This window comes from Mycolicibacterium llatzerense (genome assembly GCF_025331195.1).
Taxonomy (GTDB): domain Bacteria; phylum Actinomycetota; class Actinomycetes; order Mycobacteriales; family Mycobacteriaceae; genus Mycobacterium; species Mycobacterium llatzerense.
This window is the reverse complement of the sequence record NZ_LXOV01000001.1, coordinates 2,342,081-2,359,038: the sequence shown is the minus strand read 5'-3', so window position 1 is coordinate 2,359,038 and position 16,958 is coordinate 2,342,081. Positions and strand designations below refer to the sequence as shown.

The 16,958-nt window shown below is 67.9% G+C and carries 21 protein-coding genes; 6 read left to right on the top strand and 15 right to left on the bottom strand.

Annotated elements, in window-relative coordinates:
- Window positions 1-108 precede the first annotated feature (108 nt).
- Both A7G45_RS11620 and A7G45_RS11615 read left to right on the top strand, forming a co-directional pair.
- Window positions 109-450, top strand: a complete 342-nt coding sequence (locus A7G45_RS11620) for a DUF485 domain-containing protein (protein ID WP_377042037.1) — start codon at window positions 109-111, stop codon at window positions 448-450.
- Complete coding sequence (locus tag A7G45_RS11615; RefSeq protein WP_043401406.1) at window positions 450-2,081, top strand: monocarboxylic acid transporter; 1,632 nt, start codon at window positions 450-452, stop codon at window positions 2,079-2,081. The genes A7G45_RS11620 and A7G45_RS11615 overlap by 1 nt, the downstream gene beginning before the upstream one ends.
- Window positions 2,082-2,092: 11 nt before the next feature.
- On the opposite strand, the gene A7G45_RS11610 is transcribed toward A7G45_RS11615, so the two are convergent.
- Together A7G45_RS11610 and A7G45_RS11605 are read right to left on the bottom strand one after the other, a co-directional pair.
- A complete protein-coding gene (locus A7G45_RS11610; RefSeq protein ID WP_260937022.1) occupies window positions 2,093-2,644 on the bottom strand; it encodes a DUF5994 family protein in 552 nt (183 codons plus the stop codon).
- Window positions 2,641-2,904, bottom strand: a complete 264-nt coding sequence (locus A7G45_RS11605; RefSeq protein WP_260937020.1) for a hypothetical protein — start codon at window positions 2,902-2,904, stop codon at window positions 2,641-2,643. Before A7G45_RS11605 ends, A7G45_RS11610 begins: the two co-directional genes overlap by 4 nt.
- A gap of 260 nt (window positions 2,905-3,164) precedes the next feature.
- On the opposite strand from A7G45_RS11605, the gene A7G45_RS11600 reads away from it, so the two are divergent.
- The 3 genes from A7G45_RS11600 to A7G45_RS11590 are packed head-to-tail and all read left to right on the top strand — an operon-like array spanning window position 3,165 to window position 5,402.
- Window positions 3,165-3,899 carry a TetR/AcrR family transcriptional regulator gene (locus tag A7G45_RS11600; protein WP_260937019.1) on the top strand — a complete coding sequence of 245 codons (735 nt, stop codon included), beginning with the start codon at window positions 3,165-3,167 and terminating at the stop codon, window positions 3,897-3,899.
- A gap of 25 nt (window positions 3,900-3,924) precedes the next feature.
- On the top strand, window positions 3,925-5,034 hold the full coding sequence (locus tag A7G45_RS11595; RefSeq protein WP_260937017.1) for a fatty acid desaturase family protein: 1,110 nt from the start codon (window positions 3,925-3,927) through the stop codon (window positions 5,032-5,034).
- 20 nt (window positions 5,035-5,054) lie between these two features.
- Window positions 5,055-5,402 carry a hypothetical protein gene (locus A7G45_RS11590; protein WP_260937015.1) on the top strand — a complete coding sequence of 116 codons (348 nt, stop codon included), beginning with the start codon at window positions 5,055-5,057 and terminating at the stop codon, window positions 5,400-5,402.
- On the opposite strand, the gene A7G45_RS11585 is transcribed toward A7G45_RS11590, so the two are convergent.
- From A7G45_RS11585 to A7G45_RS11525, 13 genes are all read right to left on the bottom strand, one after another.
- Window positions 5,376-5,993 carry a maleylpyruvate isomerase family mycothiol-dependent enzyme gene (locus A7G45_RS11585; RefSeq protein ID WP_260937013.1) on the bottom strand — a complete coding sequence of 206 codons (618 nt, stop codon included), beginning with the start codon at window positions 5,991-5,993 and terminating at the stop codon, window positions 5,376-5,378. The genes A7G45_RS11590 and A7G45_RS11585 overlap by 27 nt on opposite strands.
- Before the next feature lie 85 nt (window positions 5,994-6,078).
- A complete protein-coding gene (locus tag A7G45_RS11580; protein WP_260937011.1) occupies window positions 6,079-6,690 on the bottom strand; it encodes a TetR/AcrR family transcriptional regulator in 612 nt (203 codons plus the stop codon).
- Window positions 6,680-7,549 carry an oxygenase MpaB family protein gene (locus tag A7G45_RS11575; protein ID WP_260937009.1) on the bottom strand — a complete coding sequence of 290 codons (870 nt, stop codon included), beginning with the start codon at window positions 7,547-7,549 and terminating at the stop codon, window positions 6,680-6,682. Before A7G45_RS11575 ends, A7G45_RS11580 begins: the two co-directional genes overlap by 11 nt.
- A gap of 39 nt (window positions 7,550-7,588) precedes the next feature.
- Window positions 7,589-8,800 (bottom strand): acyl-CoA dehydrogenase family protein, encoded by a 1,212-nt coding sequence (locus A7G45_RS11570; RefSeq protein ID WP_260937005.1) that lies wholly within the window; start codon window positions 8,798-8,800, stop codon window positions 7,589-7,591.
- Between the two features lie 10 nt (window positions 8,801-8,810).
- Window positions 8,811-9,053, bottom strand: a complete 243-nt coding sequence (locus tag A7G45_RS11565) for a hypothetical protein (RefSeq protein ID WP_260937002.1) — start codon at window positions 9,051-9,053, stop codon at window positions 8,811-8,813.
- On the bottom strand, window positions 9,050-9,550 hold the full coding sequence (locus A7G45_RS11560; RefSeq protein WP_260936999.1) for a transport-regulating membrane protein Mce1N: 501 nt from the start codon (window positions 9,548-9,550) through the stop codon (window positions 9,050-9,052). The genes A7G45_RS11565 and A7G45_RS11560 overlap by 4 nt, the downstream gene beginning before the upstream one ends.
- Complete coding sequence (locus A7G45_RS11555) at window positions 9,547-9,948, bottom strand: preprotein translocase subunit SecD family protein (protein WP_276554770.1); 402 nt, start codon at window positions 9,946-9,948, stop codon at window positions 9,547-9,549. Before A7G45_RS11555 ends, A7G45_RS11560 begins: the two co-directional genes overlap by 4 nt.
- A gap of 53 nt (window positions 9,949-10,001) precedes the next feature.
- Entirely contained in the window at window positions 10,002-10,481 is a 480-nt protein-coding gene (locus A7G45_RS11550) for a hypothetical protein (RefSeq protein ID WP_260936995.1), read from the bottom strand.
- Entirely contained in the window at window positions 10,478-11,458 is a 981-nt protein-coding gene (gene hemB / locus A7G45_RS11545; RefSeq protein ID WP_260936993.1) for a porphobilinogen synthase, read from the bottom strand. Before hemB ends, A7G45_RS11550 begins: the two co-directional genes overlap by 4 nt.
- Window positions 11,459-11,542: 84 nt before the next feature.
- Window positions 11,543-13,228 (bottom strand): bifunctional uroporphyrinogen-III C-methyltransferase/uroporphyrinogen-III synthase, encoded by a 1,686-nt coding sequence (locus A7G45_RS11540; RefSeq protein ID WP_260936989.1) that lies wholly within the window; start codon window positions 13,226-13,228, stop codon window positions 11,543-11,545.
- 3 nt (window positions 13,229-13,231) lie between these two features.
- Window positions 13,232-14,191, bottom strand: coding sequence for a hydroxymethylbilane synthase (gene hemC, locus A7G45_RS11535; RefSeq protein WP_043401375.1), 960 nt, complete (start codon window positions 14,189-14,191; stop codon window positions 13,232-13,234).
- 6 nt (window positions 14,192-14,197) lie between these two features.
- Window positions 14,198-15,568 (bottom strand): glutamyl-tRNA reductase, encoded by a 1,371-nt coding sequence (locus A7G45_RS11530; protein ID WP_043401372.1) that lies wholly within the window; start codon window positions 15,566-15,568, stop codon window positions 14,198-14,200.
- A 201-nt stretch (window positions 15,569-15,769) separates the two neighbouring features.
- Window positions 15,770-16,039: a glutaredoxin family protein gene (locus A7G45_RS11525; RefSeq protein ID WP_043401369.1), complete on the bottom strand. Its 270-nt coding sequence runs from the start codon at window positions 16,037-16,039 to the stop codon at window positions 15,770-15,772.
- Between the two features lie 33 nt (window positions 16,040-16,072).
- Here A7G45_RS11525 and A7G45_RS11520 point away from each other — a divergent pair, with 33 nt between their 5' ends.
- Window positions 16,073-16,948, top strand: a complete 876-nt coding sequence (locus tag A7G45_RS11520; RefSeq protein WP_377042038.1) for an HAD family hydrolase — start codon at window positions 16,073-16,075, stop codon at window positions 16,946-16,948.
- Window positions 16,949-16,958: the final 10 nt, after the last annotated feature.

Here is a 16,958-nt window from a genome sequence, read left to right as displayed (position 1 = left end):
CGTACTTCCATCTGTTCATGCAGCGGTCCGACGATACCGGTCGCGAGTGACCCAGCTCTCAATTAGGTTCTGCGCTATCCACTCACAGTCAACTGTCAGGAGCCCTCGGTGCCAGAAACCGACCGTCCCGAGAGGGTTGCCCCCACCGGGGAGCAGTTTCTCGCCATGCAGGCCAGCCCCGAATTCCAGGAGCTGCGTACGCGGTTGCGCCGCTTCGTGTTTCCGATGACCGCATTCTTCCTGCTCTGGTATGCCCTCTACGTCGCGCTCGGGGCCTTCGCCCACGACTTCATGGCCATCCGGGTGTTCGGCAACATCAACGTCGGCCTGTTGATCGGGTTGGGCCAGTTCCTCACCACATTCGTGATCACCGGGCTGTACGTGCGCTTCGCCAACCGGGAACTCGACCCGCGGGCCACCGCCATTCGCGAAGAACTCGAGGGCGCCTGATGACCACCACCGTCCTGGCCGCCCAGACCGTCGGCAATCCGGCCGCCAACATCGGCATCTTCAGCGTGTTCGTCGTCGTCACGATGATCGTGGTGATCAAGGCCAGCAAGCGCAATGCCACCGCCGACGAGTTCTTCACCGGTGGCCGCGGCTTCTCGGGCCCGCAGAACGGCATCGCCATCGCCGGCGACTACCTGTCCGCGGCCAGCTTCCTCGGGATCGCGGGCGCCATCGCGGTCTACGGCTACGACGGCTTCCTGTACTCCATCGGCTTCCTGGTCGCCTGGCTGGTGGCCCTGCTCCTGGTGGCCGAATTACTGCGCAACACAGGCAAATTCACCATGGCCGACGTGCTGAGCTTCCGGCTCAGGCAGCGGCCGGTCCGCCTGGCCGCAGCCACCTCGACGCTGACGGTGTCGCTGTTCTACCTGCTGGCCCAGATGGCCGGTGCCGGCGGCCTGGTCGCTCTGCTGCTCGACGTCAACAGCCGCGCCGGGCAGTCGCTGGTGATCGCCGTCGTCGGCGTCCTGATGATCGTCTACGTCCTGGTCGGCGGCATGAAGGGCACCACCTGGGTGCAGATCATCAAGGCCGTGCTGCTGATCGTCGGCGCCGCGTGCATGACGGTCATGGTGCTGGCCAAGTTCGGCTTGAACTTCTCCGACATCCTGGGCTCGGCCCAGTCGGCGATCTCCCACGCCACCACCAAGGGCGTCTCCAGCCGCGACGTCTTGGCGCCCGGCGCGCAGTACGGCGGGTCGCTCACCTCGAAGATCAACTTCATCTCGCTGGCGCTGGCGCTGGTGCTGGGCACCGCGGGCCTGCCGCATGTGCTGATGCGCTTCTACACCGTGCCGACGGCGAAAGAGGCGCGGCGATCGGTGGTGTGGGCGATCGCGCTGATCGGCGCCTTCTACCTGTTCACCCTGGTGCTCGGGTACGGCGCGGCCGCGCTGGTCGGCCCGGACCGGATCCTCAAGGCGGCCGGTGGCGTGAACTCCGCAGCCCCACTGCTGGCCTTCGAACTCGGCGGCGTCATCCTGCTCGGCGTCATCTCGGCGGTCGCGTTCGCGACGATCCTCGCGGTCGTCGCCGGCCTGACCATCACGGCGTCGGCCTCGTTCGCACATGACATCTACGCCTCAGTCCTCAAGTCCCACAAGGTGACCGAGCAGGAACAGGTGCGGGTATCGCGCATCACCGCGGTCGTGCTCGGGGTGTTCGCGATCGGGCTCGGCATCCTGGCCAACGGTCAGAACGTAGCGTTCCTGGTGGCCCTGGCGTTCGCCGTGGCGGCCGCGGCCAACCTGCCGACGATCCTGTACTCGCTGTACTGGAAGCGGTTCAACACCCGCGGCGCGCTGTGGAGCATGTACGGCGGCCTGCTCTCGACCATCGTGCTGATCGTGTTCTCCCCCGCCGTGTCCGGCAGCAAGACCGCGATGATCCCCGGCGCCGACTTCGCGTTCTTCCCGCTGGCCAACCCGGGCATCGTGTCCATCCCGCTGGCCTTCGCGCTCGGCATCATCGGCACGCTCACCTCGTCCGACACCGGGGACCCCGAGCGCACCGCCGAGATGGAGGTGCGGTCACTGACCGGGGTGGGCGCCGAGAAGGCGGTCGCGCACTGACAGTACGGAGGTCAGACGAGAACCTGCTCAACCTGTCGAGACGCCGCGGTTCCGCCTTCTGACTCCCAGCGATCTTGAGCGCCCGCCGCCTGGGTGCGCCGTTCGCGGTCGCGTGGACTGATCATGAGCAGCCCGTCGGCGGAGGCAGCGTTGCCGGACTCGGCCGCCGCCATCATCGTGACGTGGGCGTCGTCGGGGTCGGTGCGTGGCGGGATCACCAGCAGTATCAGCCGGTCCCGGTCGTCGTCGAGGCCGCGAACTTCGATGGTGTTGGGCGGCTGACGCCGATACCCGTCGAGGCGTACCGCGCGACCACCGGTGGTGAGCTTGCGGGGCGCATTCGCCCAGGCGTTGAGGCGATACGACACGCGGTCGATCCGGCCCAGCCGCACCGACAGCACCGCCAACAGGTCCGGCAGCTCGACGGCGAGGTCATCGCTGTGCGGCCACCATGCCCCGTCGACGTATCCGCCATGCGGCGCTTTGGCTTTCAACCGCAGCCGCGGTGTGTTCGCCGGCACGGTGCCGTTCTGATCATTCTTGCGAGTCGGTTGTGGCGTCATGGCGACGCTCCCTTCGTTATGTCTCTGGTGTCAGCGCGATCCCATTGGGTCGTCGAGCTGTCGAGCGCAGACCAGTGCCTCGGTGTGGTGGCTGCCGGCCGGTCATCTCCGGCGTCAGCCGGAGTCGGTACCGGCAGCTGGATGGGTGGCGCAGCGCGGTGCTGGTTGCGGTTGTTGCCCGCCGTCCACGCGAAAACCGCGGTGAGCGCCATCGCCAGGAAGACCACGAGGGACAGGAAAACTGTATTGCTGGTAGCCATTTCGGCTCCTAGGGGTTATCGGATGAGACGTGAATGCGTCCCCGCATCACCGCCTACCGGCCGTTGACCGCGCCGGACCCCTCGGCCAGCGCGACGAGCACAGTGGCCGATCCGACGATCACGATCATGACGGCGCCTCATCCGGTGCTACAACTCCAGTAAACTCCCAGATCAGAGCTATGTCAACATCGTAGACCTACGATATAGGGCTACACTGAAGCGATGCCGGCGAGACGCGCGCGAAGGGCGGTGCTTCACCCATGACCCCACCCTCGAGAGGGCCATCACGTCCGGGGCGAGACGCGCCTGGCGCCGACGCGGACGGCGCGAGCCGGCCGATCACTCGCGCGGCTGTCCTGACCAGCGCACTGCAGATCATCGACCGCGAGGGCGTGGACGCGCTGTCGATGCGCCGTCTCGGCGAGGCGGTGGGTCGCGACCCGATGGCGCTCTACCGGCATGTGCCCAACAAGGCGGCCGTGCTCGACGGGGTGGTCGAGATGGTCTTCGAGCAACTTGCGCTCGACACCCTGGCGACGGATTGGGCTGCCGCATTGCGCCAACTCGGCCACGGCTTCCGCGAATTGGCGCGCGCGCATCCCCACGTGGTGCCGCTGTTGGTCACCCGTCCCCTTGCCACACCACTCGGGATGCGGCCGCCCGGCATCCTGCGGCACCTCGAACAGGTGCTCGCACTCCTGACCAAAGCCGGGTTCAGCGGAGACGACGCGCTCCACGTGTACCGGACGTTGTTCGGGTTCCTGTACGGCCACGTCCTGACCGAACTGCAGGAGATCGTCGAGCGTCCCGAGGAAACCGATCATGTGCTGCGGCTCGGGCTGTACCGGCTGCCGCTCGACCAATTCCCGCACTTACGTGACCTCGCCCCGATCTGGGCCAGTTACGACGGGCGTGCCGAACTCGACCGCGGACTCGACATCCTGCTCAGCGGCCTGGGCAGCCGATTCGGCGTGCCTGCGGCCGGGCCCCCATAAATCACCACGAACGGAGGTGATCCCCATGGCGATCACCGAAGTAGCCGAATATGCCCATCTCAGTGAGTCGGACCTGGACGCGCTCGGAGCCGCCCTGGAGTCCATTCGTCGCGACGTCGAGAATTCGCGGGGCGCACCGGACCGGGCATATATCCAGCGCACCATCGTGTTTCAGCGCTGCCTCGAGGTCACCGCACGGCTGGTCATCGCGGCCACCCGAGGCAAGCTGGGGTGCGCAATCGGCACCACCGCATTGGCCACGGCCAAGACCATCGAGAACATGGAACTCGGCCACAACATCTGCCACGGGCAATGGGATTGGATGAACGACCCGGAAATCCACTCCAGCACCTGGGAGTGGGATATGGCAGGCGTCTCCTCGCAGTGGCGATATGCCCACAACTACCGCCACCACGTTTTCACCAACGTCATCGGGCTGGACGACGACCTCGGGTACGGCATCATGCGGGTCACCCCGGACCAGCCGTGGGGCGCCGGCAATCTGCTGCAGCCGCTACGAAATGTCTTGCTGGGCATCATGTTCGAATGGGGCATCGCACTGCAGGGCTGGGAGTCCGAGCAGCGGGGTGCGGCGACTCGCGCCGAGAAATCCGCCCTCACCCGGGCGCTGGTCCGCAAGATCGCCCGGCAGGCCGGCAAGGATTACGTCTTCTTCCCCGCGCTGAGTCTTCGCCGATGGCGCCGCACCCTCACTGCGAACGCGGTCGCCAACCTGGCGCGCAACGTCTGGGCCTACGTGGTGATCTGTTGCGGTCATTTCGCCGACGGCACAGAGAAATTCACCCCGGCGGCCTTGGACGCCGAGACCAAATCCGAATGGTATCTACGACAAATGTTGGGTACCGCGAACTTCCACGCCGGGCCGGTGCTGGCATTCCTCAGCGGCAACCTCTGCTACCAGATCGAACACCACCTGTTCCCCGACCTGCCGAGTAACCGCTACGCCCAGATCGCCGTACAGGTCCAGGCCGTGTGCGCCCGCTTCGGCCTGCCGTACACGACCGGTCCGCTCGCGCGCCAGTATCTCCGCACCCTGCGCACCATCGTCACACTCGCACTGCCGGATCGTGTTGCGTCCGGCCGCGATTGCGCGTATGCCGTCGCGCCGGGCTAACTCGCCAGAGGGTCGGTGCGATGCAGATCGCACTCGGCGTGATCGCACCGGCGTTGGTGTGCCAGTCGGTTGTCCCAGCAGCAGTCGGCGAATCGCGCGCGGCGGCGAATCCTGTCGGTCACCCGGCGGCCGTCGGCGGCGCGGCTCGCAGCGGGCTCTCCGGTGGTCAGGAACTGCTTTATCGCCGAGCGCAGCATCATCGCGGACATCAGAGCCTCGCAAGTGCGGCAGCCGAAACGTCGATCACATCATCGACATCGTGGACGGTCATTGTCCGACCTCATCAATCCCCCGATATCCAGTACACGCCCGCCGCCACGACGCTGTCAACGCCGGAGCGGCTAGCGCGCACCCAGGTTCCGGCGTAACCGGTCCACACCGGGGCCGGTGAGCTCAGCGAGCGCACAAGGCCGCGCGACCATCACCATCAGGAGGGCTTCCGCGGGCCCGGACGCTTCCGGTCCGCGGCCGAACGACCAGTCCAGATCGGTGGCGACCAACCGCACTCCCCTGGCCCGCCAGGCGCCGCGCAGCAGCGCCGCGTAGCGCGCGAAGTCCAGCACCGTCACCAGCCGGTCGTGCGGTATCTGGCGGGGCAGACCCAGCGGTCGACGGATGTCCTGCTGATGAATCATCGCGTCCGACAAGGCGATCCGGCCGCCGAAGCCGGTCGTCAGACCACGTGGCACGACATGCTCAACCAACGTGGCACAGAGTTCGTCGGCGCTGCGGCCCGCGTGCCGCGCCAGCACGGCGGCATTGATCCGGGGCGGGTACAGCCCACCGCGCAGGAACTCCCGGACGGTCTCCGCGCCGCTCAACTCGTCGTAGCCGATGAGGTGGCCGACGACGTCGCGCACCCGCCAGCCGGTGCACAACGACGGTTGTTCCCACTGCACGGGCGTCAGCTGCGCCAGGAACTCGACGAGGTCCTCGCGCTCGGCACGGGCCAGCTCCATTGTCGACACGATTTACCCACTTCCCAGCGACGGACCGGCCGAAACTGATCCAAGCATGAGATCCCGCGGGCTACCACCGCCTGCGTTACCGCATCGACCGCACGGCCGACTTGCCCGCCTGACCCTGCAGTGCCGGCGGCAGACTCGGCACGAAATGCCTTGCGGCAAAAGCGCGGATCTCCTCGGCACTCTCCAGCGCCTCGACACTCGGCAACAGCAGCACCATCGCGGCGTAGCGCAGGATGGTGTCGGCCAGGTCGTTGACGGCCTGCTCACCGATCCGGTCGGCGAACCCGTCCGGGAAGATGACGCGCAGCGCCGCCGCCATCCGGCCCACCGCAGCGCCGTAGTGCTGCTGCATGAGTTCGATCACGAGCGACGGTTCATCGGTCATCATCCGATTCAGCACCCGGTGCCGGCGGAACCGCAGGATCGACAGCGTGAACGCCTCGACATACAAATCAGATTGCGGCCCAGCATTTTTCAGCTCGTCGGCGATATCGTCGAACAGCACGACGTTCTCGCGCTCGACGACCGCAGCCACCAGCTCGTCGCGGCCCGCGAACCGCCGGTAGATCGTGGTGCGGCTGACCCCGGCCCGGCGCGCCACGTCGTCGAGCGCAACGCGGCGGAAGCCGTGCTGCTCGAACTCGATGAGCGCCGCGTCGAGGATCGCTTGCGTCGCGTCAGCGGGCACGTGCGTAACCGTTTTGCGCAAAGCTGTTGTACCGCAACGCCATCGGCAATCGGTCCCACACCCAGTTCACCGGCTTGGTGCGCCAGGCGGCGGCGAACAGCTGATAGGCGCGTTCCTGCCGGGCAGTCCAGGGCAGCTCCAGCAGGTCCCGCGTCCGCGGCGGCATGCCACCGGTGGTCAGGAACGCCGCGACCGGGTTGAACGCCACCGCGATCACGCGCCACACCGCCGGGTTGACGCCCTTGGGCGCCGGAAAGCCTTTGGTGACATAGCCGACGCCGTACCGGGCCGTCTTGTGCGGCACCACGACGTCATTGATCATCCGGTCCCAGTACTCCTCGAATTCGGCGTAGGTGGCCGGCATCGGACGGTCACTGACGCCGTAGCGGCGGTACCACGTCTTGGACTCGAGGTAGATCTGTTCCTTCTCGGCGTGGCTCAGGCGCTTGACGAAGGTGTCCGCGAAGTACAGCACCTGGTCGACGAACGTCGCGTGCGCCCAGTAGTACGTGTCGGGGTCGAGCGCGTGGTAGCGGCTGCCGTCCGGCATATCACCCTTGATCTCGCGGTGGTAGTCGCGGACCTCGGTGCCGGTGTTGGCGTCGTCGCTGCCGTACACGGTGCGGAAGATCGGCGGCAGCGACCGCTTGATCCGCGCCGAGGTGTCGGCGAAGAACACCGAATGGTCCAGTACGCCCTGGCCGAGCTGGGCCAGCATGTTCTGCAGGACCGCCGGCCGGGGGCCGATCAGGTACATCCGGTTGTCGCCGAAGTACTTCCACACCAGCGAGTCGGGCCCCAGCGGCAGGGCATCAACCGGCTCCGAGACCAGCTCGGACTGTTCCGCAAGTTCGGTCATACGGAACAGTGTTACAAATTTTGCACTCTGTAACAAGAGCTACTTGAGCGGCAGCCCCGTGATCGCGCGGGACATCACGAGCCGCTGGATCTCACTGGTGCCCTCGAAAATCGTGAAGATCTTGGCGTCGCGGTGCCACCGCTCCACCGGATAGTCGCGGGTGTAGCCGTTACCGCCCAGAATCTGGATGGCCTCGTCGGTCACGTAGACCGCCGTCTCACTGGCCACCAGCTTGGCCATGGAACCTTCGGCGTTCTCGAACGGCATGTTGTTGCGCGCCATCCAGCCGGCCCGCCACACCAGCAGCCGCGCCGCGTCGACGCGGGCCTTCATGTCGGCCAGCTTGAACGCGACGGCCTGGAAGTCACCGATCTTGCGGCCGAACTGCTCGCGCTCCTGCGCGTATCCCAGCGCGTACTCGTAGGCAGCGCGGGAGACGCCCAACGCCATCGCCCCCACCGTCGGCCGCGTGCGCTCGAACGTCTTCATGGCCACCTGGCCCGCCGAACTCTTGCCTTCGCGGGTGCGGGCGATCCGCTCCTCGAACTTCTCCCGGCCGCCGACGATGAGCCGGCCCGGCAGCCGGACGTCGTCGAGCACGACCTCAGCGGTGTGCGACGCCCGGATGCCGTGCTTCTTGAATTTCTGGCCCTGGCTGAAACCCTTTGTGCCCGGCGGGATGATGAAGCTGGCCTGGCCGCGCGAGCCGAGCTCCGGGTACACCGAGGCGACGACGATGTGCACGTTTGCGATGCCGCCATTGGAGGCCCAGGTCTTGGTGCCATTGAGCACCCATTCGTCGGTGGCCTCGTCGTACCGCGCCCGGGTGATGATCGACGAAACATCCGATCCCGCACCGGGTTCCGACGAGCAGAACGCGGCCAGCTTGGGATCGTTGATGTCGCCGTACATCTGCGGCAGCCACTCGCCCAGCTGTTCCATGGTGCCGTTGGCCGCCAGTGACGCGGCAGCCAGACCGGTTCCCATGATCGACATCGAGATGCCGGCGTCTCCCCAGAACAGCTCTTCGACAGCGACGGGCATGCCGAGCCCGGTCTCCTCGGCAGTCTGAGCAGCAAAGAACTCCATGGAGTACAGGCCGACCTTGGCCGCCTCCTGAAGGATCGGCCAGGGCGTCTCTTCGCGCTCGTCCCACTCCTCGGCGGCCGGACGGATCACGTCAGCAGCGAACTCATGGACCCAGTCCCGGACCTGTACGACGTCAGCGGACAGTTCAAGCGAAAAAGACATGGGCGACACACTACTGGGCGCGCCGCCACCTCGCCGTGCCTACTACGGCGAGCACCCCTGCCAGGGCCGCCAGCAACAGCGACAACGTGATGAACGACGGGTCATAGAGCACCGACGTCTTCACCGGCTCGCCGGGAATCACCGGCGCGACGTCGGCGATCGACGATGCGGCCAGCCAACTCAGCTCCGAGCCGACGGCCGCCAGTACCGCCACTACCAGCGCGCCGGCCGCCACGATCCTGCCGGTGCTCATTCGTCGTCGTCCTCGCCGAACTCGCGCACACCCAGCGCCTCCAGCTGGGCACGCAGCCCGCGATGGCGCCGCGCCCAGGCCTGCGCGGTCCGGTCACCGGTCATCTTGAGCCCGATCCCGGTGCGTCCCCGCGGAACACCGGTCAGCTCTCCGAGCGCCCGGTCGGACTGCCAGCGCGGCGCTTCGGCGCCCCGTGCCTCCGGGTAAATCCCGAGCATGTCCGCGACGCGGACCGACTCGGTGCCCTCGCGCAGGTATTCCGACGTCAGCTCGACCGAGGTGTGCAGGCGTGCGGCCTTGATCTGCAGCCCGATGAACCCCGTCACCAGCACCAGGAACACCAGCGGCACCAGCGGGTCCAGCCGGTGGGCCGACCACAATTGCATCGCGGCGATGGAACCGCCGGAGAACGGCCCCAGCAGCAACCACCACCAGCTGGCGCCGACCTCGTGGAAGAGGACCTGTTCGGCGTCAGTGCCTGTCGGCGCGTCTGTCATGCGTTGGCCTTTCCATCGAACCAGGACTGCGCCGCAGGCCGGGTGATCGAGACCGTCCCACCGATCGCCAACGCCATGACAATCGTCAGCACCAGGAATCCCAGCGGGTCCGCCCCGAACACCAGCAGCAGAAACGCAATCAGCAGAACGATCGCCATCGCCAGCGCGGTAGCGGCCCGGCGAAACCGGGCATCGCCGCGGCGCGCCCGGCCGGCGAGAAAGCCCAGAGCGAGTCCGACCACCGCCAGCAGCCCACCGATGGCCCGGAACGAAGCGGGCAGGCTCAGGCTGAGCTGCCAGGTACCGATCGCGGTGAGGAGACCCCCGGCCACCACCCAGCACCAGAAAGCAACGGTCACGGCCTGCGGTCGGGCTGGTGAGGGCGTGGGCTCAGTCATATCCGGGCCAGCCTAGCGGGCGACGTGTGCATCGACGTCGACCTGGGCGCGGCTCAGCGGACGAAGTAGGCGTTCGAGTCGGGGCGGTGCAGGAGGTACACGCCGCCGCCGATCAGCACCGTGCCGCCGATGCCGCACACCGCGTAGCCGAGCGCCGCGGCCGCGCCGTGGTAGTCGGCGAAGAGATTGGTGGTCAGGTACAGAATCGTCGCCGCGGACCCACCGGTGAGGATGCTGCGCGCCCACCGGTAGCCCTGCCGCAGCAGCACCAGGAACGTGGCCACCAGGACCGCGATGATGAACAGCATCAGACCGGACACCGCGTATGCGTAGCCCGACACCGAGCGCTCGGGCGTGGTCAGCAGGTTGATGACGTAGCCGATCACCGACACCGGCAGCGCGGCCGTCCACAGCCAGAAGCCGGTGACGACGTCCTGCGGCATCTCGTGCGGCTCGGCGCCGGACCCGTCCGGGGCCGCGCCCTGATACGGCGGGTACTGCGGATTCGGGTTCTGCGGGTTCTGGGGGTTCACCGGAGCCAGCCCGCGACGTCCGTCGCCCAGTACGTGAGCACGATGTCGGCGCCGGCGCGCCGAATGCTGACGAGCGACTCCAGGACCGAGGCCCGCAGGTCGATCCAGCCGTTGGCCGCGGCCGCGCTGATCATCGCGTACTCACCCGAAATCTGGTACGCCGCAACGGGGACCGGCGAGATGTCGGCAGCGGCGCGCACCACGTCCAGGTAGCTCATCGCCGGCTTGACCATCACCATGTCGGCGCCTTCGGCGAGATCCAGTTCGATCTCACGGACCGCTTCGCGGGCGTTGCCCGGATCCTGTTGATAGGTACGACGATCACCCTGCAGGCTCGAGCCCACCGCCTCGCGGAACGGGCCGTAGAACGCCGACGCGAACTTGGCGGCGTAGGCCAGGATCGCGACATCGCTGTGCCCGGCATGGTCCAGCCCATCGCGGATCGCGGCCACCTGACCGTCCATCATGCCGCTCGGACTGACCACGTGCGCACCCGAATACGCTTGGGCCACAGCAAGTTTGATGTACTGCTCGTTGGTGGCGTCGTTATCGACCCGGCCGTGCACATCGAGCACACCGCAGTGCCCGTGATCGGTGAACTCGTCCAGGCAGGTGTCGGCCATCAGCACGGTCGCGTCACCGAGGTCCGAATTCAGGTCGCGCAGCGCCACATTCAGGATGCCGTCGGGGTTGACCCCCTCGGAGCCGGTCGCATCCTTGTCACCGTCGCACGGGACGCCGAACAGCATCAGCCCACCGACACCGGCCTCGACGGCTTCCGCGGCGGCGCGGCGCACCGACTCCCGGGTGTGCTGGACGACCCCGGGCATCGAGCTGATGGGGCGCGGCTCGGAGAGCCCGTCCGCGACGAACATCGGCAGCACCAGATGCCGTGGCTCCAGCGAGGTTTCGGACACCAGACGCCGCAGCGCCGGGGTCGTACGCAGTCGCCGCGGCCGATGCCTCGGATACGACACAGCAATGCCTCCTAGTTCGCCGAAGCCGCATTCCGGCAGACAAAGTGCGAGTGCACGCCTGCTGGAATGCCGTTTCGATCGAGTTTAGCGGCGCCGGCTCTTCTTACGCGGCGGCGGCAGGGCACCCTCGGCGCGCAGGCGAGCGGCGTGCTCGGCCAGCGCCTCGACCAGCGGGCCCACCGCGGCGGTCTCCGGCTGCACGTCCACGCGCAGGCCGAATTCGGCTGCGGTCTCAGCGGTTTTCGGGCCGATGCAGGCGACGATGGTCCGGGCGTGCGGCTTGCCGGCGATGCCGACCAGGTTGCGCACCGTGGAGCTCGAGGTGAAGCAGACGGCGTCGAAACCACCGGTCTTGATCATCTCGCGGGTGTGCGCCGGCGGCGGAGCGGCGCGGACGGTGCGGTAGGCCGTGACGTCCTCGATCTCCCAGCCCCGTTCGCGCAGGCCCTCGGCCAGCGTCTCGGTGGCGATGTCGGCGCGCGGCAGCAGCACCCGGTTCACCGGGTCGAAAATCTCGTCGTAGTCCGGGAATTCGTCGAGCAGGCCCAGCGACGACTGCTCACCGGCAGGCACCAGCTCGGGGTTGATACCGAACGCGCGCACCTTGTCCGCGGTGGCCTGACCGACGCAGGCGATCTTCACACCGGAGAACGCGCGGGCGTCCAGACCGAACTCGTTGAACTTCTCCCACACCGCACGCACCGCGTTGGTGGAGGTGAACACGACCCACTGGAAGCGGCCGTCGACCAGACCCTTGACCGCACGCTCCATCTGGGCGGGGCTGCGCGGCGGCTCGACGGCGATGGTCGGTACCTCGATGGGCAGCGCGCCGTGGCCCACGAGGCGATCGCTCATCTCGCCGGCCTGGTCCTTGGTGCGCGGCACCAGCACGGTCCAGCCGTACAGCGAGCGGCTCTCCCACCAGTTCAGCTTGGCCCGGTGCGCCACCGTCTTGCCGATCGTGACGACCAGCGGGCCCGCCAGCGGTCCGACCGGCTCGGGGCCGACCGGCTTCTCCAGCACGGCCTTGTCCAGCAGCCCGGCCAGCGTGGTCTCGATGGACCGCTGCTGGCAGGTGGTGCCGTTGGCGGTCACGACGCACGGGGTGCTTTCGGTGAGGCCGTATTCGATCAGGGTGCGGGCGGCGTCCGGCAGGTGCGACACCGTCGCGTGCAGGATCAGCGGCCCGGGGGCGGCGGCCAGCGCGGCCCAGTCCACGTCCCCACGGACGTCGGCCACGGTGTGCGACGACCCGACGGGCAGGCCCGCGTAGGTCGGCACGGCCGTCGACGACGGCAGGCCCGGCACCAACTCGAAGTGCGCCGCGGTCTTGGCCAGGGCGTTCACCTCGGTGATGACGGAGTCGACCGACAGCGGGTCGCCGGCGACCAGGCGCACCACGTCGACACCGGTCTTGGCCTCGGCCATCAGCAGCTTGGCCACCTCGGTCGGGTCACCCAGCGCGGGGCGCACGTCGACGCCATGCGGGAACGTCATCGTGGGCGCGGCAGCCGGCGCCTTTTCGGGCGTGGCCTCGTCGGTCTTGGTCTCGGCAGCCGGCTCCGCCTCGGCCGGGTGCGGCCCGGACGTGGGCGGCAGATCGGTACCGATCAGCGCCAGCACCGCCTCGGGCACGTCAGGATCGGTGAAAACCAATGCCGCATGCGCCAAAACGTTCCGCGCACGCGTCGTCAACAGGCCCGGGTCACCGGGGCCGGAACCGACAAAGGTGATGCGGCCGGGCTTGTGCTTACGCACTCGGGTCGTCATCTCTCACTCCCGCTCTACAGTCCGCTGATCCAACACGTCGCGCGCACCCAGGTCGAACAACTCCGCGGCCAGCGAGAGCCCCAGCTCTCGTGCCCGTTCGGGTGTCCCGATCCCGGACGCCCGGATCACGTCGGATCCGTCCAGCGCCGCCACGCAACCGCGCAACGACAGCTCTTCGAAGACTCGGCCGTCCTCGTCGATGGACTCGACCACTTCAGCGATCGCACCCACCGGCGCGGAACAACCCGCCTCCAGTTCGGCCAACAGGACTCGTTCGGCAGTGACCGCGGCACGCGTGTCGGGATGGTCCAGCTTTCCCAACAGCGTCGCCAACTCGGTGTCCCCCACTCGGCACTCGACCGCGAGGGCGCCCTGCGCCGGCGCTGGCAACATCTGCACCGGCTCGAGGCTCTCGGTGACGACATCGAGCCGTCCGATACGGGCCAGACCCGCTCGGGCGACGACAACAGCGTCGAGATCACCACTACTTACCCTGTTCAACCTGGTATCTAGGTTGCCTCGTAGGGGGCGGATTTCCAAACCGAGACCCAGTGCTCTAAGCTGCGCCGCCCGTCGCGGGCTCGACGTGCCGATCACCGAGCCGGCCGGCAACTCCCCCAGCACCATTCCGTCGCGCGCCACCAACGCATCCCGCGGATCTTCGCGCGGCGGGACGGCGGCGATGACGAAGCGCTCGTCGGGCGCCGTCGGCAAATCCTTGTACGAGTGCACCGCGACGTCGATGCGGCCGTCGGCCATGGCGTGCCGCAGCTCGGCGGTGAACACACCGATGCCGATCTCGGCGACGGGCGCCTGGGAGCGGTCGCCGTCGGTGCTGATGATGACCAGCTCCGCGGGCTGCCCCAGAGCTACCAGGGCGTCGCGGATGGTGCCGGCCTGCGTGGTAGCCAAAAGGCTGCCCCTGGTGCCGATCCGGACAACGTTATCGAGGGTAGTTACCAAGTGAGATTACTCAGCCTTGTCGTGGTGGGAATGCGGCTCGCCTGCCGCCAAATCTGGTGCCATCAAAGGCAGTTCGCCGGCGGACACGGCGTCGATGGCCTGCGGGTCGAGCTCGAACAGCTCCCGCAGCGCCTCGGCGTAGGTGTCGCCGCCGGGCGCGCTGGCCAACTGTTTGACCCGCACCGTCGGTGCGTGCAGCAACTTGTCCACGACCCGTCGGACGGTCTTGGCGACCTCGTCGCGGTGGGCGGCGTCGAGCCCGGGAACCCGGTTGTCGAGCCGCAGCAATTCCGCTTCGACGACGTCGGCGGCGCGCTGACGCAGGGCGGTGACGGTCGGGGTGACCTCGGCCATCCGCTGGCCGGCCAGGTAGCTGGCGACCTCCGCGGCGACGATCGAGCGGGCCGCTTCGGCGTCCGAGGCAGCGGCCCGGGCCGACGGCTCCCGCTGGATGCGGTCCATGTCGATCATGTGCACGCCGGGTAGGCCAGCAATCGCGCTGTCCACGTCGCGGGGCATGCCCAGGTCGCATATCACCAGTTGGTGATGCTCCGGGCGGTTCATCAGTCCGCGGTGCGCGTCGGCCAACGACACCACCGGACGCACCGCGCCGGTACACGCGACGACGACGTCGGAGTTGCCCAGCGCGACGGCGATGTCGTCCAGGGTGTGCGCGGCCGCGTCGACGCCCTGTGCCTTCAAATTCTCGACCATGCGCTCGGCTCTCGGCAGCGAACGGTTGACCACCTCGATGCGGGCGATCCCGGCGCGCGTCAGATGCGCGGCGGCCAGGGCACCCATGGAGCCGGCGCCGATCACGGCGGCCGTCAGCCCGGTCAGCGACGTCAGCTTGGACGTGGCCATGTCCAGCGCCACCGACACCACCGAGGCACCCGCCGAATCGATCCCGGTCTCGGAATGGACCCGCTTACCGACCGACAGTGCCCGCTGCGACAGTTCGTGCAGGGTGCGGCCGACGGTCTGGTGCGCTTCCGCGGAGGTGTAGGCCCGGCGCACCTGGCCCAGTACCTGCGCCTCGCCGATGACCGCCGAATCCAGGCCGCTGGCCACGGCGAACAGATGCTCGACAGCCGCCTCGGCGTACCGCACGTAGGCGTACTTCGTGAGGTCGTGCAGCGACATGCCCGATCGCTCGGAGAGCACCGAACCGATCACGGAGAGCCCGCCGTGGAAGGCGTCGACCACCGCGTACACCTCGACCCGGTTACAGGTGGAGAGCACCATCGCCTCGGTGACCAGAGAGGACTGCAGCAGCAGCTCGATGATCTTGGCCTGTTCGGCCTCGTCGGTGCTGAGTTGTTCCAGCACGGAAACCGGTGCACTGCGGTGCGAAACCCCGAACAGCAGTACGCTCACGGCCTCTTCACCTCGTCGCACCTCCGTCGCGCAGGCATGTTTCCTGGGCCTCGAGTGGCCGCAGGAACGTATTCAAAGCTAGCCGCTCACCAGCCCGCCGACCAAATTTGCTATACGCACACCGAATCCCACGACGGCCGAGCTGTCAATAGAGCCCTGCATGCGCCCTGAGCGCCCTGGCCCAGCGGTCAACCCACTGCGTCAACCTGCCAAGTCGGCCCGCAACTGCTCCTCGTCGACCTCCCAGTAGCTGTGCTCAACGTCATCAAGGAGCACCACGGGCAGCCGATCGCCGAACTCCGCGCGCAGGGCGGTATCCCCGGCAGCAGCCAGAACATCGACATCCGTGCTCGTCAGGGTGAAGCCGAGCTCGTCGGACAGCTCCGCGAGCTGAGCCGCCGCGCGCGCACACATGCTGCAGCCGGTACGGGTGAGCAACGTCACGCGGTGGCTGTTCCCTGATCGATCCACGCGCAACAGTATGGCGTGACCTACTGTTGAACCGTGTCCGAATCCAGCCCCGTGACTGCCGACGAGCCCGTGCCCGCCGACGCTGTCGACGGCCAGGATTCCGGAGCCGATGAACCCGCTGCCCCGGCGCTCCCGCCGCCGCCCGACCTCACCGCGGCCGCGTTCTTCGACGTCGACAACACGCTCGTGCACGGCTCATCCCTGGTGCATTTCGCCCGTGGCCTCGCCGCCCGCGACTACTTCAAGTACTCCGACCTGGCCCGCTTCGCCTACGCACAGGCCAAGTTCCAGGTGACCGGCAAGGAGAACAGCGACGACGTCGCCGCCGGCCGGCGCAAGGCCCTGTCGTTCATCGAGGGCCGGCAGACCGCGGAACTGGAAGCCCTCGGCGACGAGATCTACGACGAGATCATCGCCGACAAAATCTGGCAGGGCACCCGGGCGCTGGCACAGATGCACCTCGACGCGGGCCAGCAGGTCTGGCTCGTCACCGCCACGCCCATGGAGCTGGCCCAGACCATCGCCAACAAGCTGGGGCTGACCGGGGCGCTGGGCACCGTCGCCGAGTCCGTCGACGGGGTCTTCACCGGCCGCCTGGTCGGCGACATCCTGCACGGGGTCGGTAAGGCGCACGCGGTGCGGCAACTGGCCATCCGCGAGGGCCTGAACCTGCGCCGCTGCACCGCGTACTCGGACAGCTTCAACGACGTGCCGATGCTGTCGCTGGTCGGCACGGCCGTCGCGATCAACCCCGACGCCGCGCTGCGCGACGTGGCCCGCGAACGGGGTTGGGAAATCCGCGATTTCCGGACCGCCCGCAAGGCCGCCCGCATCGGCGTGCCATCGGCGCTGGCCCTGGGCGCCGTCGGCGGGGCGCTGGCCGCCATGGCGTCACGCAAGGGCAACTAGCTTCGCCGCG